Raw genomic sequence first — 26,256 nt, 5'->3', positions numbered from 1 at the left:
GAGCAGGCTCACTCCTACAGGGGTATGCATTTCAAATGTAGGAGTGAGCCTGCTCGCGATGAGGCCGGCAGCCGCATCGATCAATCAGGCCTTGGTGGCGACCAGGGTAAAGCACATCGGCATCTGCGCCTCTCGATTCAGATACCGGTCATACACCTCTTCCCGATTCGAATGCGCGTATTCCTTGAAGTGCGCAATGTTCAGCCCTGCCCCGATGGCACCGCTGAAAATAGCCCCGAGCGTATGCACAAACCAATACGACTTCGCTGCCTGCTGTTCAACCTTGCCGACGTAGACAATCGGCTCTTCCTGCACAAATGGCTCGGCGCGGAAGTAGGAACTGGCGAGGCGATACGGATCTTCCGCATCCGGATCGACCATTTCCAGAAATGGATGGGTTTCGTAGATCACCAGTTTCCCACCCGGTCTCAGCGTCGAGGCGACGTGGCGGAAGAACTCGCCGATGTCCGGCATCCAGTTGAGAACACCAATGGTGATCAGCGCCACGTCGAAGCGGTTCTGCAACGACGCCGGCAAATGATGGATATCGCTTTCGATGAACTCGGCGTTGTGCGGTGAACGCTTGTTCAGCTCACGTGCCTGATCGAGAAACGCCGCCGACTGATCGACACCGACCACGCTTCTGGCACCCAGCGCAAACAGTGAGAGACTCTCACGGCCATTGTTGCAGCCCAGTTGAATCACATCCTTGCCATCGACCTCCAGCAACCCGCTCAAGGTCTCATCAAGGCAAGAGAAATCCGCCTGCTCAACCTCGCTGAGCAAGGCTTGCCAGTCAGGCGAATCCTGGTGATGGCGGGCGGAATCGTTCCACGCCTGTCGATTGCTGTCGATGGCGGTTTTATTGTTGGGCACTTCCATGGCGCACTCCGGACGATGCTCGTGATTGAGCGGATCCGAGTCTAGATCAGCCCGGCAATTGCGGTTGTTGCAAACTTGTAAGCCAACCCTCGTGGCAACTCCTACAAATGAGGAAGTTCTTGCCTACAAATATCAACGATATTTCAAGGCTTGATAGACGACTTAGCTGACCGTGCAAAAGTATCCACTTGGATACAGTCAGGCAATGGATTATCTTATTCAACAAACAGCAGCCTTCCAGGCTTGGCACCGTTCTGTTCGAGACCTGCGGGCAAAAGTAGCCATCGCACGTCGCATTGATCGGGCCTCAACAGGAAATCTCGGCGATGTTAAATCGGTGGGTGATGGCGTATCTGAAATGCGCGTAGATGTGGGTGCAGGCTATCGGGTGTATTTCACGATGCGTAACGGTGCAGTCATCGTTCTATTGGCTGGAGGCGACAAGTCTTCACAAAGCGCAGACATCCGACGCGCACAAAAAATGGCTAAGGAGGTTTAACCATGAGCCAGACGTTAACGAATTTCGACGTGGCAGCATTGCTGGACAGTGACGAAGCCATCAGCGAATACCTGTCCCAGGTTCTTGCAGACGGGGATAACGAAGAGTTTCTTCGCGCAATCGGCTATGTGCTCAAGGCGCGCGGGATGACGCAGATAGCCAAAACTTCTGGCATGGGTCGCGAAAGTCTGTACAAGGCGTTCGCGCCCGGCGCAAAGCCGCGCTTCGAAACGGTTTTGAAAGTTATGCATGCCCTCGGCATCGATCTTTACGCACAGCCGGGGCATGCGATCAATCAACCGGTTGTTTGAATGTCGGGCAGCTATAGTTAATAGCCTTGGGGAAAACCGCACTCGCAGGTGCCGCCATGCAAATGCTCGATCGGCTGTTGTTGATGGGTTGTCTGCTTGTTGCCTCACAGGCGCAAGCGCTGGACAGCAATTTCAATTATTACGGGCCCAACCAGCCCTTCGCCCACCCTGCCCCGTATTCACTGAGTTCCACGCCGCCCAAACCTTACGACGATACGGCGCCGCAGGATTTTGTGGTGCTTCCGGGTGACCATGAATTCTCCGATTCGCAGTTGCCGACCGTGGCGGATGCGACGGTGCGGGTGTTTATCCGCACCTACGATGCCGAACGCGGGATTTATGTGAATGACGAGGTGCTGGATCCGGGTTGTTTGCTGGAGTGTTTGAGTCGGCAGCAGCATTGATCTGGCACCTCCTACAGGGGATCGGTGGCGAGTTACCACTGGCGTTTATCCGGCCGGGCCAGGCCGAGTTTTTCGATGCGGTAGCGCAGCATGTCGCGGCTCAGGCCCAGCAGGCGCGCGGACTTGGTGACGTTCCAGTCGGTCTTGTCGAGCATCTTGCGCACCATGTCGCGTTCGACTTCCGGCAGGTTCATCGACTCCATATTGCTCGCCGGACGCGGTTCGTAGGGCGACACAGGTTCGTGGTGTTGATGCTGATGCTGATGCTGCGGCGACAACTCGTCACAAAGGCTCATGCACACGTTCAACTGATGCGCGGCAATCGTGTCGCTCGGTGCCAGCAACACGGTCTGCTCGAGCATGTTGCGCAGTTCACGCACATTGCCCGGCCAGGTGTAACTGAGCAGCAACTCCTCGGCCTGCTGGCTGAAATGCAGGTTCGGTTTGCCGTAGCGTTTGCCGTGACTGGCGAGGAAGTGCCGCGCCAGCAACAGAATGTCATCGCCACGGGCGTAAAGCCGCGGCACTTTGATCGAAATGATCCGCAGACGGAAAAACAGATCGCGACGGAATTTCCCCTGCTGCACCATCTGCTCCAGGTTGCAGTTGGTCGCGCTGATCACCCGCAGATTGACCTTACGCTCCTTCACCGAACCAACCCGGCGAATAGTGCGATCCTCCAGCAACTTCAAAATCTTCGCCTGTAAAAGCAGGTCCATCTCACCAATCTCATCAAGAAACAGCGTGCCGCCATCCGCCGCTTCCACCAGCCCGACGCGACGGTCCTTGGCATCGGTAAACGCGCCCTTCTCATGCCCGAACAGTTCCGACTCCACCAGATTCGACGGGATCGACGCGCAGTTGAATTCAATAAACGGACCTTTGCTGCGTGGGCCGTCGAAGTGCAACGCCCGCGCCACCAGTTCCTTGCCGGTGCCGGTCTCGCCTTCGACCAACACCGGTGGCAGATCGGTGTTGGCCATGCGCCGCTCGGCATCGAGCAACTGGCCGATAGTGTTCTTCAAATACTGCATCGGCGCCGAGTCGCCAATCAGCGCCTGCACCCCGGATTTCTGCGCCTCGCGCTCCTGATAGAACGACAGCGTGCGCTCCATCCGTTCGGTGGCCAGGGCCTTGTCGAGCAGCAGTTTGAGCTCCGTCAGCGCGACCGGTTTGGTGACGTAATGAAAGGCGCCCTCCTTCATCGCCACCACGGCATCTTCAACGTTGCCGTAACCGGTCATCATGATCACTTTCAGATCCGGCGCGCTGATGCGCAGCTTCTGGATCAGCTCGTGACCACTCATGCCCGGTAGCGAGTTGTCGGTCAGCACAATGTCTGGCATGAAGGTTTCCAGTTGCCCCAGCGCGTCTTCGGCCGAATGGCAGACGGTCACCTCGAAGTCTTTGCGCTCCAGGTAGGTCTGAATATTTTCGGCCAACAGTTCGTCATCCTCGACCAGCAGAATGCTGTGTTCCATATTCCCCTCCCGATGCCACTTTGAAGTTGAGACTGACGCGGGTTCCTTCCTGCTCGCGGCTGGTCAGCACGACCGAACCTTCAAAACGCTCCATGATTCTTTTGACCAACGCCAGGCCAACCCCGAGGCCGCCCTGTTTGGTGGTGAAAAACGGCTTGAACACCAACAGTTGCTGCTGCGCGCTCATGCCCTTGCCGGTGTCGCTCAGGGTCATGCGCACGCGGTCCGGCTGCGGCGATTCGAATTCGACGCTGAGCACACCGCCCTTGGGCATGGCTTCGAGGGCATTGGCAAACAGGCTATTGAGTATTTGCGTGAGCAGCACCTTTTGACTGACGACCGGCGCGCAATTCTGCGGACTGAATCGCACTTCGACATTGCAGCGTTTGATCAATGCTTCGAAGGCGCCAACGGTGTCTTCGACCGCCATGACCAGATCCACCGCCTCGCCGTCGTCATTCATCGGCCGCAGCGACACCAGCAGCTCGCGCACCCAGCGTGACATGCGATCGACCTGGCTGATGATGTCGCCAATATTGCGTTGCGCACCGGGGCTGGCGACTTCCTGGGCCAGTTCGGCACTGGAGCGTATGGTCGCCAGCGGATTGCGCAAGCTGTGCGCCACTGCCGAGGACATCTCGCCGAGGGCGACGAAGGTTTCGTTGCTGATCAGTTGTTGCTGCTGGCTCTGCAGCAATTTCGCCGCGCGCCGGACGATCCAGAACAAGGCTAGAAAGATCGCCGCACCGCCGAAACACGTCGCTGCCCAGATTGAGGCGAACCCACGGTCGATGCGATCGACCAGATCCGCCGGTTCCTTGTAGACCTCAACCATGGCGACAACTTTGCTTTTGTCGGCGTTGAACATCGGGATGTAGTTCTCGATGAACAGGTATTTCGGTTCGCGCAACATTTGCTGCTCGGGTTTCTCATCGTCGATCTTGTGGTAGCTGGAAGACACCGGCACTTTCATCTCGAATGATTCGTCGAGCTCATCATCATCCTTGATGTGCACACCGATAAGCTCAGCGTTGGTCGACCAGATCACCGTGCGATCCAGCGCATAAACGGTCGCGAGCAAAATATCCGGCAGGTGTTCGACGTGATCGAGAAATTCAGTACGCGCTGAAGCCTGTAACGCCGGATCAACATCGGGGTACTGGTTGTCCTGGCGCGGGTCGAGCATTTCGCCCATCGTCCGGTTCGGATTGATTTTGGCGTGACGCATTTCCGCCGCGCCAATGGCCTCAACGAATTGCGCAGTCAGCAGCGCATCGCGCTCGACACTTTCGGTGACCACGAAGCGTGTGGAGATATAACCCAGCCCCAACGCCACGGCGGCGATGATGAAAAAACTCGCGAGCGAGAACCAGCGCAGCAGATTGAACTGCTCGCGCCAGCCCTTGCAGGCAGCAGCCGCCAAGGTTGGCGCAGATGATTTTTGTGTTTCCAGTCTCTGCATGGGAGTGCCCTGGAGATTTTGTATCGAGTCGATGACTGCCTTCAGTGTAGGTCGCTCTGACCGCGACACACGGCTCAGTGATGCTAGTTTGCCGCTACTGAAAACCATTCACCGGAGCTGCCGCGAATGCGCGACAGGCTGCCACCGAGGCAGGGTAATGGGGTTGTGCAATTCTCCCGCCAGTTCCTCATGGAGCAGCGAGCGTCGGCGTTTGCAGCCAATTGGCCAGGCTGTGCTTTCCCGTTGACTGGGGCCTGACACCCATTGGTGGGGAAACTGTGGATCAAGAGACGAGTTGGAAGGCCAGGCGCACCGTGGTGCCCTCGCCTTCGCGGCTGTCGAGGGTCACGCCGCCGCCGAAGCGCTCCATGATGCGCTTGACCAGGACCAGACCGACTCCGAGGCCGCCAGACTTGGTGGTGAAAAACGGCCGGAAGGCCATGGTGCGTTGTTCCTCATTCATGCCTTTACCCGTGTCGCTGAGCACCACGCACACGCCACGGTCTTCGCTCGGTTCCAGGCTGACGGTCAGCGTGCCGCCCTTGTCCATCGCCTCCAGTGCATTGGCCAGCAGGCTGTTGAGGATCTGTGTCAGTTGCACAGGCTGGCTGAGCACCATGGGTGTGTGCTGCGGATGAAACACCACCTGCACGCCGGCTCTGGCGATCTGCTGTTCAAACGCGACAAGGCTTTCGTGCAGCGCTGCCACCAGATTCACCGGTTCCGGATCATCGTTGAGCGGACGCAGCGATTGCAGCAGTTCGCGTACCCATTTCGACATGCGATCGACCTGGCCAATGATGTCCTTGATGTTCTTCTCTGCCGGGCCGGCGTCGAACTCCAGCGCCAGTTCAGCGCTGGAACGAATGGTCGCCAGCGGATTGCGCAAACTGTGCGCCACGGCGGAAGACATCTCGCCCAAGGCGACAAAGGTTTCATTGGCGATAAGTTGTTTCTGCTGGGCGGCGAGCAGAATCGCCGCACGCCGCACGATCCAGTACAGGCCCAAATAGATCAGTCCGCCGCCAAGCGCGGTGGCCAGCCAGATCAGCACCATCCCACGCTCCATGCGTGCGATCAGATCCTTGGGTTCCTTGTAGATCTCGACCATCGCCGTGACGTTTTTGCCCTCAGCGTCGAACAGCGGGATGTAGTTCTCGATGAAGATGTAGTCCGGCGGCGTGATGAATTTCTGTTCTTCGCGGGCCTTGTCGACGTCGTGATAACTGGCGGACACCGGGATTTTTTCGTTAAAGGCGCGATCGAGATCTTCATCGGCATGAATGTTGGTGCCAATGAGCGCGGGGTTGGTTGACCAGATCACCTGGCGGTCGGGCGCATAAATATTGGCGAGAATCACGTCCGGCAAGTGTTCGATGTGATCGAGAAACTCGCCCCTTGCATCGGCCCGGGCTTGCGGACTGACGTCGGGAAAATTCGTGTCTTGACGTGGGTCGAGCAATTCACCCATCGTGCGGATATTGGGAATGGAAACGTGACGTACCTCGGCCGAAGCGATGGCCTGTATGAACTGGGCGGTGAGCAAGGCATCGCGCTGCACGCTTTCATCGATCACGAACCGCGTCGACACCGCGCCAAGCGCGATGGCCACGGTACCAATCACCGCCATGCTGATCAGCGAAAACCAGCGCAGCAGGTTGAACGACTGCTTGCGCGAGCCCAAGCGCAGATTGCCCTCCTCGACCGGAAGCGATTTCGACTGCATGTTCATGGCGGCGACTTCCCGATACATCCCTATAGGGTTATAGCCCACCGTTGGGTGTTTGCCCGGTTGCGGGGATATCGCCCCGATATACACCTCCCAAACCACCACAAATCCCTGTAGGAGCTGTCGAGTGAAACGAGGCTGCGATCTTTTGATCCTGTCTTATTAAATCAAGATCAAAAGATCGCAGCCTGCGGCAGCTCCTACAGGGATCTCGGTCACCTACATATTTTGTTTTCACCGAAGAAACTTGTGGGAGCGAGCTTGCTCGCGAAGGCGGCAGGTCAGTCGACATTTTCGTCACAGGAAATCCGTATTCGCGAGCAGGCTCGCTCCCACAGGTTCTTCATCTGACAGACGTTCAATGTCATCCCCACCGTCCCCAATCCTGGGGAATGACGCCCTTTCCCCGCTGGCCAAAAAACCCCACCTCACACCTGCAAACCCTTCTAATCCGGCCCTCTCACGCCCATCCACCGCACCTTGGCATGGAAGGTGTACAGGCCCTGTGCAACTGACCCATCCCCAAGGGGCAGGTACTTTGATAGAGGGATTAACTCATGCACCCTTTACTGTCCAAAACCGCGACCGTCCTGGTCGTGAGCGCCTTGGCCCAGGGCATCGCCCAGGCCGCTTTGTTTGCTGTTGATCCGGGCCCGTACACACCGGCCAACGGTGGTTTCGCCAGTTGGTATCAGGACTCCCACGGTCGCACCCTGGATCTGTGCCTGTCCAAAGCGCTCAGCTCCCGAGTACCCAGCGCCCCCGGCGCGCCGTCGTACATGTGCTCGCTGCTGCCGACCCCCGGTGTATTCGACGACACCCAACCGATTGTCTTCCCGACCAACTTTCCCGACGAAGCGTTCTGGTTCACCGGCGAAACGGCCCTCGTCGACGCCGCACGGGGAATTGATCTGGGCTACGTCAGCGCCATCGAAGCCGCATTCGCCGCTGAAGAACCGGTCGAGGGCGATCAAGTCAGCTTCGCCCGGATCCGCATTCGCGTCGACGTGCCCACCGCCGGCACCTACGTCATCACCCACCCGTATGGCGTCGATGTGTTCAACATCGACACCCCCGGGCGGCGCGCAATCAACATGACTCGCGACATTGGTATCGGCACGCCGAAAACCTATGACGGCGCACTCAAGGGCGACATCGGGCCGTTCCTGCGCAGCGTCAACGGCCCGTACACCGAGACCAATCCGCTGACCGGTGCCGCCGAACAATTCGTCGGCGACCCGAACCTCAACGAGGCAGTCACCGGCAGCCCGTTCAACACTAACTACGTACGCATCGAAGGCCCTAACGGCCTCGATCTGCGGACGAACGTGTTCGCCGTCTCCGGCAAGTTGTCGACGGTGGTCCGGCCTACGCCAATGATCACCCAGCGCAGCACCTACTCACGCAAGGCCGGCGACAGCGCACCGGTGGCGCAGCAAGACGTGTTCGTCCTTGCTCCGCCAGCTCCGGGTACGGCGGCCGTCACCAGCAGCACTCCAGTGCTGAACATGATCGAAGCCAACAGCACCGGCAGCTGGTACGCGCAGTCCTCGGTCAACCCGACCTTGCCAACCACCTTGCAAGTGACCGCCGACAACCACCTGGCCATCGCCAGCAGCACGCCGACCACCCTGCCCATGACCCTGACCGACCTGGTGGTGATCCAGAGCGCGCAATACAGCCTCAGCTCCGGACAACTGACCGTGGTCGCCTCGACCAGTGACGAAACCTCGCCGCCGGTACTCACCGCCACCTCCGGCAGCGGCGCCGCCATCGGTGCGCTGGGCGGCGACGGCGCGGTGAAAACCCTGGCCACCGGGATCTCGCCGATCCCACCGGCCAAGGTTCGGGTGACGTCGTCCAACGGCGGCAGCGATACCGAAGAAGTGGTCATCGTGCAATGAACGCTCACATGCCCAGATCCGCATCAGGAGGCATCATGAACAAGTGGCCACGCTTTGCGCTCAACGCGCTCGGGCTCGCTCTCTCGCTGACCGGCAGTGCCTACGCGCAACTCGCCGCCGTCGACCCCGGTCCCTACACCTTCGCCACCGGGAAATTCCCGATGTGGTATCAGGACGAAAATCAGCTATCGATGGAGCTCTGTCAGTCGCGTGCTGCCAGTTCGCGCGTTGCCGCGACCACGCCGCCGGCCTACATGTGCATTCTCTTGGCCGAGCCGGGTATCTACGACGATGCCCAGTCGATGATTTTCCCGGACAACTGGCCGCCGGAAGCCTTCTGGTTCCTGGCCGAAACCACGATTGCCGACAACGCTGCCGGTTATGGTGTGGACGCTTATGTCGCCGGGATCGAAGCGGCATTCGCCTCGGAAAATCCGGCCGATGGTGATCAGCAAAGCTTCGCGCGGATTCGCATCCGGGTGAACGTACCCGTTGCCGGCACCTATACGATCACTCACCCGTATGGCGTCGAGACGGTCAATGTCACCGCACCCGGACGCCGCGCGATCAATATCACCCGCGACATCGGCATCGGCGCACCGGGCAATTTCACCGGTGCCGTCAATGGCGCTATCGGACCGTTCCTGCGCAGCGTCAACGGCCCGTACACCGAAGTGAACCCGGACACCGGCGCCACGGAAACTTTCGTCGGCGACCCGAACCTCAACGAAGCGGTGACCGGCAGCCCGTTCAACACCAACTTCCTGCGCATCACCGGGCCTGCCGGGACGATCCAGTCAAGCGTGTTCAGCCTGTCCGGCAAAGTGCTCGACAACCGTCAGCAGACCCAGGTGGAAATCGACCGCGCCACCTATCGCCGCACCGCCGCTGGCGTGCGTGCCGAAGTGTTTGCCAAGGCCAGTAACAGCTCGACCCTGTGCTTCCGCGAAACCGTGGCGCTGCTGCCCGGCCCACCGCCAACGCCGTGCCAGACCAGTCTGCTGGGTGACAACAATGGTCTGTTCTTCGGCCACCGACTGGGCACTGGCGCGGTACCTCCGGTAGTCGTCGTGACCGCCACCAACCCCGCCGGCACCACGCGTCCGACGGCCGTGTCGGCCAAGCTCACCGACGTGGTGAAAGTGCAGACCGCGCGCTACAACTGGGCCAACCATAGTTTGCTGATTGAGGCCACCTCGAGCGATGAAGTGGCGATCCCCGACATGGTTGCCCAGGGCTACGGACGTCTGTCGAAGACCGGCACCCTGCAGCGCATTACCGTCGCCGACCTGACCCAGCCACCGGCCACCGTGACGGTGAAATCTGCCGCTGGCGGTGGTGACACCGAAGCGGTCGTCGTGGTCGGCAGCGCGCCGGACACTGGTGAAAACCAAGCGCCAATCACCAACGCCGACAGCGGCAGCACCAGCTTCGGCGTGCCGATCACCCTCAGTCTGTTGACCAACGACAGCGATCCTGATGGTGACAATCCGCTGGGCATCACCGCATTGACTCAACCAGCCGCCGGCCAAGGCACCGTCGCTCTCAACGGCACCACATCGGTAGTCTACACCCCGCCAGCGGTGGTCAACGCGCCACTGACCACCACCTTCACCTACAAAGCGCAGGACGCCAAAGGCCTGGCCTCGGCCAACCCGGCGACCGTAACCATCACCGTCGCGCCCAACCAGGCACCGACCGCCGTCGCCGACAGCGTCGCCACTCTGGGCGTAGCGATCCCGATCAACGTGCTGGCCAACGACACCGATCCGGAAGGCAACGTGCCGCTGGCCGTCAACAGTCTGACCCAACCCGCCGCCGGACGCGGCACGGTCAGCACTGACGGCACGGTGATCACCTACACCCCACCGGCCACCGTCACCACGGCATTCACCACGACCTTCACCTACATCGCCCGGGACGCCTTCGGTGCCCTGTCGACGCCGGCCACGGTCACGGTGCAAGTCTCGCCACGGCCAGCAGCGGAAACGTTCGCCGTCACCGCGTCAACGGTGCAGGCACGCTCCGGCGGGCGCTTCAACTGGGACTTCACCGGCACCTCGTCAGTGACCACCGGCAACACCATCACCGTGCAGGTCACCACCCCTTCCGGGCTGGTCACCCTTGGCACCACCACGGTGCCGTTGACCGGACGCTGGCGGCTGACGCTGAACAACACGCTGGTGGTGCCATCGGCCAACCCGACCGCGACGATCCGCTCGTCTCAGGGCACCGTGCGCACGGTCTCGGTGACCACGCTGTAGGCCTGCGCCCCAGCCACTTGCGGGTGGCTGGGGCGTGCTTCGCAACCGGATAACGCCACACAGGATTTTCGCCATGAACACGCCGACCGCCGCCCTGCTTTGCCTGCTCCTGCTGTGCAGCAGTGCAGGCGTGCGTGCCGACGACCTGATGGACAACGACGACCTGGCCCCGACCAGCAGCGACCTCGGCGAACTGCCCCCACCCGTGGGTCAGCAAGCCCTGATCGACCAGCTCGGCCAGGCCAACGTCGCCCTGCTGCAACAGAACGGTCAGTCGCTGCTCGGGCAGATCGTGCAGTCGGGCAGCAATCAGGAGGCGTACATCCTGCAACAGGGCAGCGACCTGATGGCGCTGATCAACCAGAACGGTTCCGGCAATGCCGCCTCAATCACGCAAAACGGCAGCCATAACCGCGCGCAGATTTCGCAAAACGGCAACAACAACGACGCCAGCATCGAGCAGGCCGGCGCGGGGCTGCAAAGCGCCGTGACCCAGTCGGGCAACGGCATGAGCGTTTCGGTCAAGCAATATCGCTAAGCACTGCCAATCATCGGAGAGTTCATCATGTTCAAACTGACGCCCCTCACCGCCGCCATCCTGGTCATGATCAGTGCCCAGGCGATGGCCGACGACAGCCTGTCCAACCAAAGCCAGGTCGGCACCGCCAACATCGCCGACGTGAAACAGACCCAGGCCCCGTTCAGCACCGCCACCCAGACCCAATTGGGCCAGGGCAACGACGCCGCCGCCGTGCAAGACCACGCCACCAGCGTGATCACCCAGGACGCGGTCGGCGACTACAACGCCGGTTACGCGGAACAGCTTTACGAAGACAACGCCACCATCACCCAGCAACAAGTCGGCGCCTTCAACACCGCCCACGCCAGCCAGTCGCTGGGCTTCGGCTCACCGAACAGCGCGTTGCAACAGCAGCAAGGCACCGGCAACTTCTCGTTCATTTATCAGGACTCGCAGAACGGCAGCGAGGGCAAAACCTTCCAGTTTGGCGACAGCAACGAAGCCAACATCGAACAACTCTATGAAGGCAGCGGCAACAGTTCAGTGATCACCCAGTACGGTACCGCCAACTACGGCACCGCCGAACAAGTGCTGCACAACGGCGGCCAGATCGGCATCAACCAGGCCGGCGAAGGCAACTACGCCTACGGCGACCAGCGCAACGGCACCGGCGGCAACATCACCATCAACCAGTTCGGTAACCTCAACGGCACTGAAATCTGGCAGGACGCGCAACTGGCCAGCCAGGCCACAGTCAACCAGTACGGTGACAGCAACGAAACCGTGGTCGACCAAAGCTTCGGCGAAAACAACACCGCCGCCGTCACCCAGGTCGGCAACAGCAACGCGATCTACGCCGACCAGTTCGAATCGATCAACTCGACACTGGCGCTGTATCAGGTCGGTAACGGCAACGTGCACTTCACCTACCAGAACGGCGACAGCCACGTGCTCAACGCCACCTCCGTGGGCAACGACAACAAGGTCTACGCCAGCAACTGGAAAGGCCCGCAATCCGGCGGCCAGTTCGGCAGCGGCCAGCGTGCGGCGGTTACTCAGGCGGGCAACGGCAACATCGCCAGCTTCACTCAGGATGGCGTCGGGCAAGTCATGACCACGCATCAGACCGGGACGGGCAACAAGACCACGGTCAGTCAGGCTGATTCCTACAACGAGCTGTACTTTGATCAGAATGGTAGCGACAACATTTTGATCTCCGATCAACGCGGCACGGGCAACCTGGTGCAGGGTTCGTCGAATGGCACGGGTAACAGCGCTGAGTTTGATCAGTCTGGGTCGGGGAACCAGGCGTATACCGCGCAACTGTATGGCAGTGACAACATGATCACTGTTAAGCAGGCGGATACGATGAACGTGGCGTATGTGACCCAGGGCGGCACGGGGAACATTGCCAATGTCGATCAGAGTGGGGTGACGCAGACCGCGAATATTCAGCAGTTCGGGTCGGCTAACCAGGCGACGGTGTTGCAGCAGTAGGGGTTGGGTGTTGATGGGCCGCGATTCTCTGGTGAGGGGGGTCGCGGTTTTTTTTGGCCTATGCAGGAGCTGTCAAAGGCTACGATCTTTTGATTTTGCTATTGAAGATCAGAAGATCGCAGCCTTCGGCAGCTCATAGTCGATCAATCTGGCATTGAACGAATAATGTCGGCCAGATCATCCTTGGTTAATTCATTGGCCTTAATGGCGGCAGCGATATCTTTTTTGGAAAGCGGAAAACGCTTGAAAATTTCTTTCAAAGTATCTGCATCCACATTTGCCAGCCAGAGCGGATCAATAAAAGAACCACCATACTCAGGCTTCATGGGCACTTCTTCGTGAGCAATCGCGCCTTTATGATTCAGATACACCACATAACGATCGTGACCTTCAGGAAAGCTTTTATCGTGGTAGAGCGTAGTGCCCAGAGGCAGGACATAGAAATTATCGTCGCCATTTGGACCTTCGATAAGCAACGGTTCTTTAGTTTTGATCATTTTCATATCGTGCCCCTTCGCAATATCATCAGAAATCAGAAAAGCCAAAAAAATCGCATTTACGGATAAAACTGCCACCAGCCAAAGGCCAAGTCGCCTATTTGTAAACATTTTTCTTATCATAAGGTGCCTCGGTATTCGCTTCGAGCATGGCTTGCAAATCCGCTGGCATAAAAATTCCGTCCTGCGGACTACTTTGCGTACGCGCTGCCTGTCTTTCAATGAAAGAAAGACCGCGCATCTCATTATATTTCGCCGGATTATGCACAATTGGCTTACCCGAAACTTTTGCTCCTGCAATTGTTACGGTTGTGCAGTTATTCGTAGTTGGATGATAGTTTGAAGGCAGGACGTAACGTGCTGACGACGCTGTCTTTCTTCTCTGTTCTTTTTGTTGAGCGACAATCCCGTCGAAATGGGCGATAACAGCCTCAGCCTTAGCATTATCCAAAAAATAAACAAAACCAGTTGTTGTACGCCCCAAACTATTCTCACCAGAGATATACGTTTTGAAGGACGTCCAAACATTCAACACACCCTCCCCCTCGCTATCGAAGGTTCCCCATGTTTTGCCATAACGACCAAAATCGTAGGTGATGTCTTTGCTACCAACCACCACGTGTAAAGCTGCGTGCCCGAAAGGATGCTCTTCTTTATCGCGGGTATAGGGACCACCAACCAGTATTTCCATATAGGCACCTGACACGACTACCTGATTAGTCTTTGTAGTTTTTCCTGATGCGCCTGTATTTTTTGCTGCCTGTGTGGTGCTGTTAGTTTTAGTAGGCTGAACCATTAAAGATGTTCCGTATCTTCAAGTTTCGGAAACTTTATGCTGCAACTCCCTCTAGGAATATTTGCAACATGCACAAAGCCATTTTCGTCAAGGACGCCAGTCATCAAGGTTCCATCCGGCAGCGTCAGTTCATACGCCTCATTGGCGATGGGCTCATCTTTTTCGTTAAGCAACTGAAACTCGACAAAAGTCTTTTCTTTCAGAAACTGCGAGAAGAAGCTAGTGGAAGCGCCACCACCAGACTCACCGACGAAGGTGTCGGGTGATCCGGCAGTAATCGTCGCTCCGCATGCTGTTTGGGAGCCAACATGGGCAACGTCTTTCCCCAAACCGAAAACATGGGGAGCGCCCGTCGTTATGGGGTTGCTGCCGTGAAGAGGACAGGAATAGATATCTCCTACCAATGCCACGGGCATTGAATTAACAAAAATAGGACTTGATCCAGTGGAAATGTTTCCGCCGTGACTCCCTGGGTCTCCGAGCCTTGCGACTGGCTTTCCTGCCATCGTTTCTCTCCTTTGAATATTACAATCAACCGATGTTACCTGATCTTTGATGACTCCTGAACGGTCAAGGATTCATCGTTGTCAGACGCCTCAAGTGCCTCCTGCTTGCGCCGCACCCTTTCCATCAATGCCTCGATCTCTGCCATTACCTGCTCATGCGGAATGTTCGGACGCGGGTCATCGAGTGACTTCTGGACTTCGGCACGGAACCAGCGGTCGTAGCTGGCCGCCTGCTCTTCGTTTTCGAAATCTGCATTGGTTGTGGAAAACAGGGGATCCATGGTGCCTCCGGACTGAGGGTGAAAACGCGGTCTCTGTTCTTGATCGTTCCCACGCTCTGCGCGGGAATACCTCTCGGGACGCTCCGCGTTCCAAATTGCAAATTTGACGCAGAGCGTCAGGGGCTGCATTCCCACGCAGAGCGTGGGAACGATCAATCAGCCATCCTTCAACTCGACATGATCCAGCGCTTGATTGACGGCCAGTTCGCCCAGCATGACGACTTGAGCGATGCCCAGTGCAGTCTTGCGGTGTGAAGTTTCCAGCGAGGCGGCGAAGTTGATGAGCATTTCGCTGGCCGAGCCGAGGGTTTCGCTGGCGTTGGCTAGCAGGGATTCGGTGTTGTACCTGGGGTTGGCGAGGTACATGGGTTCCGGCTCGTTGGCGCTGGACATGATATGGGCGGTGGGGTTGAGGTAGAAATCGAGGGCGCGATCGGCGGCTTCGTGGAGTTTTTTGCTGTCGACTGAGGCGTAGGGGGATGTGGTGTTGGTGTCTGGTTCTGGGGGGTTGGGTGTTGGCTTTTTCATGGTGATTCTCTCTCATTGATAGTTGCAGCTGGCCCATTCGACTTCCAGGAAAAATGGGTGGCAGCTGTACGCAGGCTGGAAATCCGGGAGAGAGCAACCCGGCAGACACGAATGTCTCCCGCGCACAACCGCCATAACAGAGTGCACACAATGAAAGTGCGCAAGCATACGTTATGAAAGGCGTACCTGCTCTCTCGTGTCTTCGGGTTTCCATGCCCGGTCGCTGAATTGGCAGCGACGAACACAGGCTAGAGAGCGGACGTCCGACGGCCAACCTGAAAACATTGTGGGAAGGTTCCGCCGATTCAGACACGTCTTTAAACACACTTCAGATCGCAGCCCTCACCCTAGCCCTCTCCCGGAGGGAGAGGGAACTGACCGAGGTGTTTGGGTGAGGTATGCCGACGTGAAATACCGAGTCGAACTCAGGTTTTGAAAGGCCCAAAAATCGGCTCCCTCTCCCTCGGGAGAGGGCTGGGGTGAGGGGCAGCAACAACGCAAATCAAAAGCCGAACACCCGCGCTCTTCACCACTCAACAGGATGAGCGTTAGCTCGGCTGCAGCTTTTGATCTGTAAGGCGACGTCGGAAGGCTGAGTGGAGGGATTGATCCGGGCGTGGGAGCGCAGCGACCGTTTGGCGCAGCCAAACACAGCGAGAGGAGGTGCAGCGAAGCAAACCGTAGGCGCTGCGTCCGGATCGATCCCGCAGCGAAGGAACCCCGAGCCCCAGCGAGCGGGCCGCACGTAGGAGCAAGCCTTTTTGGTTACTTTTTCGGCGTCTGGAAAAAGTGACCCGCCGTAAGGGCGGAACCCTAAGCAGCCGTTACCGCAGCAACGGATATGTACCCGGTCAACCAGAACTCACCGCCCAACCAGAACCTGGTCGGCCCGAAGGCCGCCACGTTCACTCCGCCTCCGGATCAATCTTGTTCTGGCTCAAATACCGATTCAACACATCATCCTGCCCAGGCACAGAAGCGTCCCCCGCCACCTGCCACAACCGCCGCTCAATCCCCTGCGCCACCATATGCCCCACCGCCGCCTCAATCGCCGACAACACACACAACTGCGCCGGCTCATTCGTCGTATACCCAACCTCAGCCTCAAGCAACTTCTTGAACTCGATAAACTTGAAAATCCCCGCACTGCGCGCCACCGAATAAATCGTCTTGCTGGTCATCACATTCGCCAACACCTGCCCACTGCGAACATCCACCGCACGCAAGTTCACAGTCACCTGATCCACCCGATACTCACGCTGCAAATCAATCCCCAGATACCGCGCCCCTTCCCCACCGCTACGCACATTGGTGTCATAAGCGATGATCCCGCCCTCAAGCATCATGTTCGCCGCCTGCAACGGTGGCAGCTCACCCTGAATATTCACCGGCGTATTCGGCTTCTTCTGCGACGCGCGAATGATCTTGCGTTCGGTCAACAGGTTCTGCAGCCCTTCCCGTTCCAGCACGACAAACCAGCCACTGGCCTGCATCGCGTCCATCAACATCGACGCCGCCCCCTGAGTCACACTGGTGGAAAACGAACTCGCCGGCGTCGGCTTGTACTGCCCGGTCTGGTCACGGAAACCGTACACCACCGCCATCAACCGCCCCTTAGGCCGCGGCATCTTCAGCAAGTCGTAATAAGTCGAGGCCCTAGGCGTCAGGGTCGGAGTTTCGGTGTCCTGCTCGGCCGACATCGGCTCACGCAGACTGCACCCTTGTAATGTCGCCAACAGCAGCCCTAACGCGATGATCTTTTTCATGTCCGTCACTCCCCGGAACCGTCAGCCCGTCATGGGTTGAGGCCGTTCACCTGAATTTCCGAAACCTCACCGGTCGCTCGATCGGTCACTTCAATGCTCAGTGCCCCGGAGTCGTCGATGACGTTGACGATAAAAGAGTCGGTGGACAGGCTCCCCGTGTTGCCGGTGGAGATGTTGTCCAGCAACTGCCCTAGCAGTCGCGATTGCAATTGACTGGTGAAGCGCTCCAACGCCGAAGTGCCGGCCACGCTCGAACGGCTCTTGAGGTCCGGATCGTCGTGATCGTTTTGCGCCTGGGCGTTGTTGAGCAACCAGGTGCCGTTCAACGGGTTGCCGCCGAACGACGGATTGACCGGCGTGTAGACAAGCTCGGTGGCCTGGACGGCAGCAGCGCTGGCAAGGCCGACCAACAACCCCGAGATCCAGAATCCGCTGCGCCGTGAGAACGTTGTGCTGTTCATAATTCGTCCTTCTCAAGGTCGGTGGTGTCCTGCAACAGTGCCTCCAGCTTGCGCTGGACAACCTGGCGTCGAACCCAGTCGGCGGCCGCGTAGGCCTCGTCCTTCAGTTCCACGGTATTCGGCGGCAGGAAGCGCCGATAAACCAGGCGTTGCTGATATTCCACGGTCACCAGGCTGCCCCAGCGCGCGTCGGGCCGCTCGCGCACCACCAGGTTGAAATCCATCGGGCTGGTGTCACGCAGGCGTTCACTGAACGAGTAGTAAAAGTCGTGGCCGATGTGCGAGATCGTGTCGTCGACGATAAAGCCCATCATTTCGTCTTCTTCACCGGCCTGGGCGCAGCACGCCGCCACGGTGAGGACCAACGCGCACCACCATTGCCGAGTCATGGCTGCAGCGCCTGTGGCAAATTCGACTGGTCTTTCGCCGGGCCATTAGTGCCGTCGAGGAAGGCTTTTTCGGCGACGAACTGCCAGTCCGAATAACGCTGCATGCCGTCGAAATCCGACCACTGCGTCGGGAAGCCCGATTGCTTCAAAGGCAGCTCGGTCGAAGGGCTGTTGAGACCGGTGATGCGTCCATCGAAACCAAGTTGCAATGCCCACTCACCCTGACCGATCGGGTCTGGATAAAGCTGACGCAAATGATGTTTCGCTTCTGGAAAACGCTGATCGTCGAGCAGATCGACCAACTCTTTCGGGTACTGCGCCAACCCCGGCGAACTGCGGTAGTAGCTGCGCAGCGCCTGTGCGTACTGAGTACCGACCCAGAGCAACTGGCGTTCACGGTCACGACGCGAGGCGGTCGACCACAACTCACCGGCACTGGCCAGGCCCATGCCCATCACCGCAATCAGGAACAGCACGCCCAGGTAGGTGAAGCCACCCTGCTGCGCGCGGTTACCACTCGGAATACTGGCTGCCATCACGCGCCCTCCCGGTAGCACCGCTTTTGATATCAGCCACACCACCGGCGACGCCGTCCGGTGGCGCGATCAGCACCCACTGGTCTTTGCGTTCGGTGATCGGATCGAGTGGTGCGTTGCGCAGGTAACGTTGTTCGATCAGTTGCTCGATGGAATCGGGATAACGCCCGGTGTCGCCGTAAAAGTGATCCAGCGCCTCGCGCATCGCCGACAGGCTCTGGCGCAGCGTGGTTTCCTTCGACGCTTCGAGGCTGTTGAAGTAGCGCGGCAGCGCGATGGTCATCAGCGTGGCGATGATCGCCATCACCACCATCAGCTCCAGCAAGGTAAAACCTTTTTCCCGGCGCATGAGGTTCACCACTCGCGGTAGGCGATGCCGTTGAGGCCCTTGCCCCGGGCGTGGGAGTAGACGTCGAACACGTCCTCGCCATCGCGCGGGTTCTGAGCCGAACTGTTGTAGGCGCGCACGCCCCAACCCCCTTCATCATCGCGTTTGGCCGGCACCAGCGGATCGCGCGGGATGCGGCGTAAAAAGTAGAACTTGGCGCCTTTGGCACTGCGCACATCGCGCACGCCTTCGACCAGTACTTGCAGGTTCGGCGGGTAACCGCTGCTGTTCAGCGACTTCTCGATGTAGCCGGCATCGAAGGCACGCTTGTAGGCGTCGATGCCATCGCGAATCTGGTACAGCGCGTTGCGCAATTCCTGCTCCTTGCCACGCCGCACCAAAGTCTCGGTCAGCGGCGCGGCCATGCTCGCCAACAGGCCGATCAGGGCCAGCGTCACCACGACTTCGATCAGGCTGAAACCGCGTTGGGAGGCGTTCATGATCAAGGCTTCTCGACAGTGACGCGGGTGGTGGCCACGGCCGATTCACCGACGGCACGCGGCTGCGCGGCCGGCGACGGCATCACGTAACTCTGCGAACGATCCGGTGCCTGGATGTGCATGCTGGTTTCAGTGCCGGTGGAGAACTCCATGTCCGACGGGCTCTGATACGGCAGGTTGCGCACGATCCGTGGGGTGATCGACAGCACCAGTTCGGATTTGCCGACGGTATCCTTGTTGCTGCCGAACAGCCGGCCAATGCCAGGAATATCGCCGAGGCCCGGGATCTTGTTGCCGGTGGCGCCGTGGTCGTTGCGCATCAGGCCGGCGAGGATCTGCGTTTCGCCGTCGTGCAGGCGCAGTGAGGTTTGTGCGTTGCGGGTGTCGACCTGCACCGGGATCGTGCCCTGTCGGGTCGGTTCCAGCGGCGTGGCGTTACTCACTTCGAGAGCAATCTTGATCGCCACTTCGTTGTTGAGATGCACGGTCGGTTGCACTTCGAGCTTCAGACCGACGTCGAGGTAAGTGACGCTTTCGGTGATCACTGGGCCTTGAGTCGACGGCACCGAAGTCGCGCTGATGATCGGCACACGCTGACCGATGTGAATCCGCGCCTGCTCACGGTTGCTGACACGAATCACCGGGCTGGCGAGGGTGTTGATGTCATTGTCCTGAGCGTTGATCTTGGCTTGCGGCGATGGCGAAATCGAAATCCGGCTGGAGTTGATGCCTTTCAGTTGATCAAGCAGGGTCACCGCCGAACCGTCGCTGTTGACCACGCCGAAGGTGTTCGGCCATTGCAGGCCGAGGTCGAGGATGCGTTGAGTGGCGACTTCCATCACTTCCACTTCAAGCACCACTTCCGGGTTGGACTGGTCTTGCGACTGCAGCAGTTTCTCGGCCATGCGCACAGCGTCTTCGGTGTCGCGCATGGTCAGGGTATTGAGGCGTTCGTCGACGAACACATCGCGGGTCTTGAGCATGGTTTTCACCATGTTGAGCGCGGTGTTGGCGTCGATGCTGGTCAGGTAGAAGGTGCGCATCACCAGTTCCTGGTAATCCTTCACTTTCTGCGGCGAATCCGGGTAGATCAGCAAGGTGTTTTCGTTCACCACTTTCTGATGCAACTGGTTCTGTTGCAGCAGCAGGGTCACGGCGTCTTCGATGCGCACGTCACGCACGAAGATCGTCGCTTTCATGTCCGGGCGCAGGTCTTTGTCGAAGATGAAGTTCAGTCCGGCGACCTGCGACAGCACCTCGAAAATGGTCTTCAGGTTGGCGTCGCGAAATTCCAGAGTCACCGGGCGGTCAAGCTTGGTGCGCAGTTGCGGATAGGCAATCACGTTGCGGCTCTGCACCAGACGAATGTTGCCTTGTAGCTCCAGTGCACCCTCATTCTTGGGGTCGAGTTCGAGGATCTGTTTGACCTGACGATCGGCACCGTAAATGTCACCCCGGCGCAGGTCGCCACGGGCCAGTTCGAGTTTCTCGTCCATGCTGCGCAGATAGTCCATCTGCTTCAGGGCATCCTGAGCGCGGCGGTTGTTCGGCTCGATGGTCAGCACTCGGTTGTAGGCCACCCGCGCCGAAGCAAAATCGCGGCGCGAACGGTCGGTATCACCGGTCGTCAGCAACGCGGTGATGGCCTTGGCCCGACCGCTGTTGAGCAGCAGGTGCAGTTCGGTGTCCCGTGGGTTTTCGCGCAGACCTTCCTCGACCCGCGCCAGCCCCGCCTCGTACTGACCCTGTTCAATCAGGTCGGCGGCTTCCTTGTTGGCCACTTGTGCAGAACTGCACGCGGCCAGCCCGGCACACAGGCCCAGGCTCATCAGCAAACGGCAACGGTTCATTGCGTACTCCCCACAGACAGGGTCTGCGACAAATGCAAAGGCAGGTAGACCAGACTCAATTCCACATCGGAAATGCCGGTGATCTTCCAGGTGTCGTCGATCACATCCCCGTTGCGCACGACGTAGATCTTTTCGCCGTTCTGCAAAAACACTTGCAGGTCGCTGCGGTCATGCAGCCTGCCGACGAACTGAAACGGCACCGGTGGCAGGCTCGGGGCTTGCACCACAGTTGCTGGATTGATGGCCATTTCGGTGACCGTGGCCAGAGTCGGCGCGGCCTTCCAGGATTTGGCCGAGAACAGGTCGCCGGCCGGGCTCAAATCCTTGATCGGGGCGTCTTTGGCCTTGGCGGCTCTGGCCGGCAGCGCGCCACGGGTTTTCCCCGGCGTAGCGACGGCCACTTCGTTGGAGTCGGCGTCTTCGCTCGGCGAGAAATATTCCGGCAGCCACGCCAGCGTGACCGCTACACCGAAGAACGCGAGCCAACCTGTCACGCGTTTGGTATTCATCACGACCTCGACAGGTAAAGGGTCATACGGATCCGGCCATTGAGGTCGGTGTCGCCAATCTTCTTGCGTTGCAGCTCGAGGTCTTCCACCACCACCGCTGGCAACTGGCCGAGTAAGGCGTGCAGGAAGCGGCGCAGTTGCGGGTAGCTACCGCGCACTGGCAAGAGGATCTGATAGCGCGCCAGATGGGTTTTCGGGTCGACGCCGAGGGCGTATTCGCCGCGCGCCAGGGTGATGTGTTCTTGCGCTGCGAGGGCGTAGATGCGGTCGATGGCGACGGTGGCTTGCGGTTGCGCCGGCAGTTTGTTGCGGAAGTCGTCGAGCTGACGCTGTGGCACCACCGGCGGCGCGATGCTGCCGTCTTCAACCTTGGCCAGATACGCGCTCGCTTCCCGAGTCTGCAGGCTGATGTGCTGCAACGATTGCCAGCCCGGCAGCAAGCCACCCAGTGCCCAAGCCACGGCGACCAGCAGCAGCGCCAGTCCGGCCAGGCCCGGAACGCCGAGACCTTGCAGGTATTCGTGGACGATCAGTCTAGGGATTCGCATCGCCAATCTCCCAAGTCGCCGACAGGTTGAATTGCACCGGTTGCTCCGGCGATTTGACGACGATTTCGTGGCTCAGCAGCGAGACGTCGGACAGCTCGTCGCTGGCTTCCAGACGTTTGTGGAAATCGAGCATCGCTTGCAGATCCCGCGCTTCGGCGCTGATGCGGACCTGGCCTTTGCGCGCATCCGGGGTCAGGGTCAGCAGCGCGACGTCATCGCGCGGCATCGCTTCGAGCATGGCGAACAGGCGTTCCCACGGCCGGCGCAGTTGCTGCGAGACCTTGCGCATCTCGGCGAGGTTTGCCGCTTGCTCGCGGGTTTCCGCCGGGCTCAGGGTGGACTTGGCGCCGCTGTCGCCGGTGAGCTGACGCTGAGTGGTTTGCAGGTGGCCTTGTTGCTGTTCGGTGTGCGCGTCGAGGTGCTGTTGCACGCCGAAGCACAGCAGCGCCAGCAGCACGCCGCCGCCGAGCAGGCTCCAACCCAACGGACCGGAACGTGGCCGTGGCTGAAAGTCGAGGTTAAGGGCGCGCATGTCAGGCCACCGCCCGGGACATGACGTACAAGCCGTCACGCACGTTCATCGAGGCGTCTTCAAGGGTGCGCAGTTGCACACCCGCCACGTCCGGATGCGCATCGAGGCGCGCCGGGGCATGCAGATAAACATTGAAGGCGCGTTCGCTGGTCGAGGCTTGCAGCTGGCGTTCGCGACCGATCAGGGCATTCAACGCGGCATCGCTGTCGCTGCCGCCCACCGAACGCACGCCGGCCCAGCGCCCTTCCCTTGCCAGCAACAACACACTGCGTTGCGGCTCGGCGACGACGAACAGGAAGTCACCGGCATCGAGGCTTTTGTCGAAGCGGTTGAACGCCGCCATCAGGTACGGCTGCACCGAGCGCAGGCGCAACCCACGAGCGCTGACCAGCGTGCGCAAGCGTTCCAGCAAGTCCTGCGGCAAGGCGCTGGCGATGCGGTCGTAACCGGCCGGTTCGGCGGACAGCACCAGACTCCACGGCTGGGTCGGCGCGCCAAACAAGTCTTCGAAACACAGTTGAGCAAAGCCGCGCAGTTCTTCAGGGCTGCTGATCTGCGTGCTCCACGGCACCAGGCAAAAACGGCTGAAGTGCCCGGAGATGACCACGCTCAATTCGGCACCGGCGCGGGCATGTTCACCGAGCAGGCGATCGAGGGTGTCCAGCGCCACCGCGTAGCTCTGGAAGCCTTCGTCGATGAACCCGACGCTGCCCAGCCACAGGGTGTCGCTGCCGCGCCGCTGACCGAGGCCAACACCGCTGGCGCCCAGCACGGCGACAAAACGCTCACGAGATAAATGTGACACGATTGATCTCCTCCAGCGTGGTGCGACCTTGTTCCACCAGCTCCAGCGCCGATTCGCGCAGCAGGCGCAAACCACGGGCACAGGCCAGGGCTTTGATTTGTTTGATCGGTTGGCGCTCGACGATCATCTGGCGCAGCTCGTCGTCGAGGTGCAGCAACTCGGCAATCGCCGTGCGCCCGCGATAACCGCTGCCCCGGCAGTGGCCGCAGCCCTTGCCGTGGACGAAGTGGTAGTGATCGACTTTCTGCGGATCGAGGCCCGAAGCGCGCAGCTCTTCATCGCTCGGATTGACCGGCGCACTGCAACTGGCGCACACCAGCCGGATCAGCCGCTGAGCGAGAATCGCGTTGAGCGCCGAGACCAGGCTGTACGGGTCGATTTCCATTTGGGTGAAGCGGCCAATCACGTCGAAGACGTTGTTGGCGTGGATGGTGGTGAACACCAGGTGGCCGGTAAGCGCCGATTGCACGGCGATCTGCGCGGTGTCCGGATCACGGATTTCGCCGACCATGATCTTGTCCGGGTCGTGGCGCAGGATCGAGCGCAGGCCTCGGGCGAAGGTCAGGCCTTTTTTCTCGTTGACCGGGATTTGCAGCACGCCCGGCAATTGATATTCGACCGGGTCTTCGATGGTGATGATCTTGTCCACGCCGTGGTTGATCTCGGTGATCATCGCGTACAGCGTGGTGGTCTTGCCGCTGCCGGTCGGGCCGGTCACCAGGACCATGCCGTAGGGTTCGGCGGCGAGGCGACGCAACTGGCGCAGGGTTTCGTCTTCAAAGCCCAGCGCCTGCAATTGCACGCCGCAGACCTTGTCGGCCAGATCCTGTTTGTCGAGCACCCGCAGCACCGCGTCTTCGCCAAAAATGCTCGGCATGATCGACACGCGAAAATCGATCTGACGGCCACTGATACCGATCTTGAAGCGACCGTCCTGCGGCACACGCTTCTCGCCGATGTCCAGTTCAGCCATGACCTTGACCCGCGAGATCACCTGTTCGGCGAACTCGTTGCCCTGGACTTTGCTGATGTTGTTGAGCACGCCATCGATACGGTACTTGATCACCAGACCGTGGCCGGTGGTGCCGAGGTGAATGTCGCTGGCGTGCATTTTCAGCGCGTCGTAGAGGGTCGAGTTGACCAGTTTCACCACGCTGCTGGCGTCTTCGCTGATGCTGGTCAGCGACAGGCTTTGCAGGGTGTCGATTTCGTTGTGGGTGTCGCCTTGGGCGTTCAGCGATTCGACCGCGTGGAAGCTTTCTTCGTGACGGGCCAGATAGGCCTTGAGATCATCGGCGTGGACCAGATGCAGCGGCGCGCCGTGCAGGCAATCGTCGATCCAGGCCAGCCGCGCCGGGTCGAAGGGGTCGGCAAACACGCCGATGACTTCGTCGTTGTGGCGCAGCAGGATGAATTCACGTTTCAGGCATTGAGCGAGGGTGACGCGGTCGAACACCGGCGTCGCTTGAAACAGGCTGTCGGTGTCGAGCACCGGGTAATGCAGGGTGGCGCCGAGGGTGTGAATGAACGGCATCGGCGCCAGTTCACAGAGTACGCCAAGGGCTTCGAGGACGCGTTCGCCGGAGGTGGCGGCCCGCGCCCGGGCCTGGGCAAGCTGTTCACTGGAAAAGCGCTCGGGGGCGCATTCGGCCAGCAGCGGTTCGACGACAACGGACAGACGTTCCATGGCTTGCTCTCCAACCGGGGCTTAGAGCCCTGTCGGCGCGGCAAACCTTGGCGGCAAGTGCCGGAACGTCTGATCGCGCCATTACTCCCCGGTGAGCATTTGATCGTCGTCCGGCGCCATGGATTGCGACTGCCGTCGCCGATCCGCCAACACCCAACTGCCATCGTACAACTGCAACGGGAAGCTCTCGGTCCTGCTCTGGCGTCGTTCGACGAAGCCCTCGGAAGGGCTCGCACCGGGTTTCGCTTCGCGCTTGATGCCCAGAAGGTCGCAGACAGCTCGGGCCAGTTCCGCCAATGGAAACGGTTTGAACAGGATGTGGCTGACTTGCAGTTGCCGCGCCCGCTCACAGACTTCAGCGGTGGGGTGACCTGTTATCAGCACAAAATTACACGTCCTGTTCTGGCGGACCGCGTCGAGCACCTCAAAGCCTTCCATATCGGGCAAGCGGTAATCGAACACCAGCACGTCGGGGGCGAACGTTTCGGCCAAACCGATACCCGTCGCTCCGTCATGTGCAATCCGGACGTCCAGCCCCTGCGCCGACAGATAATCCTGAAGGTTCTGTGCAAGCAGCTGTTCGTCTTCGACAACCAGTACTTTGTTAACCAAGGTCGACTCCTTGAAACAGCAGGTCCGATGACCCCGCCCTGAGAGTGCGCCTTACCATCGGTAACGCACACTTCATGCCAGGCTGAGTGCCGGTAATTTTACGTCTTCATGTCCTTGAATTTAATGACAATGCCCGCTCGTCCCGGTACCCCGTTCCCCAGAAACGGGGAAG

29 protein-coding genes are annotated in these 26,256 nt (G+C 59.6%); 7 read left to right on the top strand and 22 right to left on the bottom strand.

Translation table 11 applies throughout. The annotated features are described in order from the left end of the window. Nucleotides 1-84 precede the first annotated feature (84 nt). Nucleotides 85-882, bottom strand: a complete 798-nt coding sequence (locus CKW17_RS13410) for a class I SAM-dependent methyltransferase (protein WP_095120184.1) — start codon at nucleotides 880-882, stop codon at nucleotides 85-87. A 205-nt stretch (nucleotides 883-1,087) separates the two neighbouring features. Between CKW17_RS13410 and CKW17_RS13405 the strand changes: the two genes are divergently transcribed. Genes CKW17_RS13405 through CKW17_RS13395 form a run of 3 tightly spaced genes read left to right on the top strand, consistent with a single transcriptional unit; the run spans nucleotide 1,088 to nucleotide 2,096 of the window. Next, entirely contained in the window at nucleotides 1,088-1,381 is a 294-nt protein-coding gene (locus CKW17_RS13405; RefSeq protein WP_064120089.1) for a type II toxin-antitoxin system RelE/ParE family toxin, read from the top strand. Nucleotides 1,382-1,383: 2 nt separating this feature from the next. Continuing rightward, the gene (locus CKW17_RS13400) at nucleotides 1,384-1,692 is read left to right on the top strand and encodes an addiction module antidote protein (RefSeq protein WP_095120183.1); all 309 of its coding nucleotides are present in this window, start codon (nucleotides 1,384-1,386) and stop codon (nucleotides 1,690-1,692) included. Nucleotides 1,693-1,748: 56 nt separating this feature from the next. Next, entirely contained in the window at nucleotides 1,749-2,096 is a 348-nt protein-coding gene (locus tag CKW17_RS13395; RefSeq protein WP_095120182.1) for a hypothetical protein, read from the top strand. Nucleotides 2,097-2,128: 32 nt separating this feature from the next. Here the strand turns inward: CKW17_RS13395 and CKW17_RS13390 are convergent, their stop codons facing one another. The 3 genes from CKW17_RS13390 to CKW17_RS13380 all read right to left on the bottom strand — a co-directional run bounded on the left by CKW17_RS13390 (nucleotide 2,129) and on the right by CKW17_RS13380 (nucleotide 6,771). After that, nucleotides 2,129-3,577 (bottom strand): sigma-54 dependent transcriptional regulator, encoded by a 1,449-nt coding sequence (locus CKW17_RS13390; RefSeq protein WP_095120181.1) that lies wholly within the window; start codon nucleotides 3,575-3,577, stop codon nucleotides 2,129-2,131. Continuing rightward, nucleotides 3,546-5,039 carry a HAMP domain-containing sensor histidine kinase gene (locus CKW17_RS13385; RefSeq protein WP_095120180.1) on the bottom strand — a complete coding sequence of 498 codons (1,494 nt, stop codon included), beginning with the start codon at nucleotides 5,037-5,039 and terminating at the stop codon, nucleotides 3,546-3,548. The genes CKW17_RS13390 and CKW17_RS13385 overlap by 32 nt, the downstream gene beginning before the upstream one ends. A 283-nt stretch (nucleotides 5,040-5,322) precedes the next feature. Further along, complete coding sequence (locus tag CKW17_RS13380) at nucleotides 5,323-6,771, bottom strand: sensor histidine kinase (protein WP_095120179.1); 1,449 nt, start codon at nucleotides 6,769-6,771, stop codon at nucleotides 5,323-5,325. Between the two features lie 554 nt (nucleotides 6,772-7,325). On the opposite strand from CKW17_RS13380, the gene CKW17_RS13375 reads away from it, so the two are divergent. The 4 genes from CKW17_RS13375 (at nucleotide 7,326) to CKW17_RS13360 (ending at nucleotide 12,953) form a co-directional block, all read left to right on the top strand. Beyond that, nucleotides 7,326-8,672 (top strand): hypothetical protein, encoded by a 1,347-nt coding sequence (locus CKW17_RS13375; protein WP_095120178.1) that lies wholly within the window; start codon nucleotides 7,326-7,328, stop codon nucleotides 8,670-8,672. A 35-nt stretch (nucleotides 8,673-8,707) separates the two neighbouring features. Further along, nucleotides 8,708-10,936, top strand: a complete 2,229-nt coding sequence (locus CKW17_RS13370) for an Ig-like domain-containing protein (protein ID WP_095120177.1) — start codon at nucleotides 8,708-8,710, stop codon at nucleotides 10,934-10,936. A 73-nt stretch (nucleotides 10,937-11,009) separates the two neighbouring features. Beyond that, complete coding sequence (locus tag CKW17_RS13365) at nucleotides 11,010-11,474, top strand: curlin (protein WP_053119098.1); 465 nt, start codon at nucleotides 11,010-11,012, stop codon at nucleotides 11,472-11,474. A gap of 27 nt (nucleotides 11,475-11,501) precedes the next feature. Next, on the top strand, nucleotides 11,502-12,953 hold the full coding sequence (locus tag CKW17_RS13360) for a curlin (RefSeq protein ID WP_095120176.1): 1,452 nt from the start codon (nucleotides 11,502-11,504) through the stop codon (nucleotides 12,951-12,953). Nucleotides 12,954-13,096: 143 nt separating this feature from the next. Here CKW17_RS13360 and CKW17_RS13355 read toward each other — a convergent pair whose 3' ends face one another. The 18 genes from CKW17_RS13355 to CKW17_RS13275 all read right to left on the bottom strand — a co-directional run bounded on the left by CKW17_RS13355 (nucleotide 13,097) and on the right by CKW17_RS13275 (nucleotide 26,084). Continuing rightward, complete coding sequence (locus tag CKW17_RS13355; RefSeq protein ID WP_224795170.1) at nucleotides 13,097-13,456, bottom strand: hypothetical protein; 360 nt, start codon at nucleotides 13,454-13,456, stop codon at nucleotides 13,097-13,099. 91 nt (nucleotides 13,457-13,547) lie between these two features. Next, nucleotides 13,548-14,246 (bottom strand): hypothetical protein, encoded by a 699-nt coding sequence (locus CKW17_RS29860; protein ID WP_134667717.1) that lies wholly within the window; start codon nucleotides 14,244-14,246, stop codon nucleotides 13,548-13,550. Further along, a complete protein-coding gene (locus tag CKW17_RS13350) occupies nucleotides 14,246-14,752 on the bottom strand; it encodes a PAAR domain-containing protein (RefSeq protein WP_095120174.1) in 507 nt (168 codons plus the stop codon). Before CKW17_RS13350 ends, CKW17_RS29860 begins: the two co-directional genes overlap by 1 nt. A gap of 35 nt (nucleotides 14,753-14,787) precedes the next feature. After that, entirely contained in the window at nucleotides 14,788-15,033 is a 246-nt protein-coding gene (locus tag CKW17_RS13345) for an antitoxin (protein WP_095120403.1), read from the bottom strand. A gap of 156 nt (nucleotides 15,034-15,189) precedes the next feature. After that, nucleotides 15,190-15,561 (bottom strand): DUF6124 family protein, encoded by a 372-nt coding sequence (locus CKW17_RS13340; protein ID WP_095120173.1) that lies wholly within the window; start codon nucleotides 15,559-15,561, stop codon nucleotides 15,190-15,192. A 905-nt stretch (nucleotides 15,562-16,466) separates the two neighbouring features. Continuing rightward, entirely contained in the window at nucleotides 16,467-17,327 is an 861-nt protein-coding gene (locus tag CKW17_RS13335) for a CsgG/HfaB family protein (protein ID WP_038364894.1), read from the bottom strand. Nucleotides 17,328-17,356: 29 nt separating this feature from the next. Further along, nucleotides 17,357-17,788, bottom strand: coding sequence for a curli assembly protein CsgF (locus CKW17_RS13330; RefSeq protein WP_095120172.1), 432 nt, complete (start codon nucleotides 17,786-17,788; stop codon nucleotides 17,357-17,359). Continuing rightward, a complete protein-coding gene (csgE, locus tag CKW17_RS13325; protein ID WP_095120171.1) occupies nucleotides 17,785-18,177 on the bottom strand; it encodes a curli production assembly/transport protein CsgE in 393 nt (130 codons plus the stop codon). Before csgE ends, CKW17_RS13330 begins: the two co-directional genes overlap by 4 nt. After that, the gene (locus tag CKW17_RS13320) at nucleotides 18,174-18,713 is read right to left on the bottom strand and encodes a type II secretion system protein (RefSeq protein ID WP_095120170.1); all 540 of its coding nucleotides are present in this window, start codon (nucleotides 18,711-18,713) and stop codon (nucleotides 18,174-18,176) included. The genes csgE and CKW17_RS13320 overlap by 4 nt, the downstream gene beginning before the upstream one ends. Beyond that, complete coding sequence (locus tag CKW17_RS13315) at nucleotides 18,688-19,062, bottom strand: type II secretion system protein (protein WP_007919395.1); 375 nt, start codon at nucleotides 19,060-19,062, stop codon at nucleotides 18,688-18,690. The genes CKW17_RS13320 and CKW17_RS13315 overlap by 26 nt, the downstream gene beginning before the upstream one ends. Before the next feature lie 5 nt (nucleotides 19,063-19,067). Beyond that, nucleotides 19,068-19,541 (bottom strand): type II secretion system protein, encoded by a 474-nt coding sequence (locus tag CKW17_RS13310; protein ID WP_038364886.1) that lies wholly within the window; start codon nucleotides 19,539-19,541, stop codon nucleotides 19,068-19,070. A 2-nt stretch (nucleotides 19,542-19,543) separates the two neighbouring features. Next, entirely contained in the window at nucleotides 19,544-21,391 is a 1,848-nt protein-coding gene (locus CKW17_RS13305; protein WP_095120169.1) for a secretin N-terminal domain-containing protein, read from the bottom strand. Continuing rightward, nucleotides 21,388-21,900, bottom strand: coding sequence for a hypothetical protein (locus tag CKW17_RS13300; protein ID WP_095120168.1), 513 nt, complete (start codon nucleotides 21,898-21,900; stop codon nucleotides 21,388-21,390). The genes CKW17_RS13305 and CKW17_RS13300 overlap by 4 nt, the downstream gene beginning before the upstream one ends. Next, on the bottom strand, nucleotides 21,900-22,448 hold the full coding sequence (locus CKW17_RS13295; RefSeq protein ID WP_095120167.1) for a GspMb/PilO family protein: 549 nt from the start codon (nucleotides 22,446-22,448) through the stop codon (nucleotides 21,900-21,902). Before CKW17_RS13295 ends, CKW17_RS13300 begins: the two co-directional genes overlap by 1 nt. Then, nucleotides 22,435-22,980: a PilN domain-containing protein gene (locus CKW17_RS13290; protein ID WP_095120166.1), complete on the bottom strand. Its 546-nt coding sequence runs from the start codon at nucleotides 22,978-22,980 to the stop codon at nucleotides 22,435-22,437. Before CKW17_RS13290 ends, CKW17_RS13295 begins: the two co-directional genes overlap by 14 nt. Before the next feature lies 1 nt (nucleotide 22,981). Further along, nucleotides 22,982-23,785 carry a hypothetical protein gene (locus CKW17_RS13285; protein ID WP_095120165.1) on the bottom strand — a complete coding sequence of 268 codons (804 nt, stop codon included), beginning with the start codon at nucleotides 23,783-23,785 and terminating at the stop codon, nucleotides 22,982-22,984. After that, complete coding sequence (locus CKW17_RS13280; RefSeq protein WP_095120164.1) at nucleotides 23,766-25,472, bottom strand: GspE/PulE family protein; 1,707 nt, start codon at nucleotides 25,470-25,472, stop codon at nucleotides 23,766-23,768. The genes CKW17_RS13285 and CKW17_RS13280 overlap by 20 nt, the downstream gene beginning before the upstream one ends. Before the next feature lie 81 nt (nucleotides 25,473-25,553). Continuing rightward, nucleotides 25,554-26,084, bottom strand: a complete 531-nt coding sequence (locus tag CKW17_RS13275; protein ID WP_007919379.1) for a response regulator — start codon at nucleotides 26,082-26,084, stop codon at nucleotides 25,554-25,556. Nucleotides 26,085-26,256 lie beyond the last annotated feature (172 nt).

The sequence above is a fragment of the Pseudomonas sp. Irchel s3f10 genome (genome assembly GCF_900187515.1).
Classification (GTDB): domain Bacteria; phylum Pseudomonadota; class Gammaproteobacteria; order Pseudomonadales; family Pseudomonadaceae; genus Aquipseudomonas; species Aquipseudomonas tensinigenes.
This window is presented reverse-complemented; position numbering and strand designations above follow the sequence as displayed.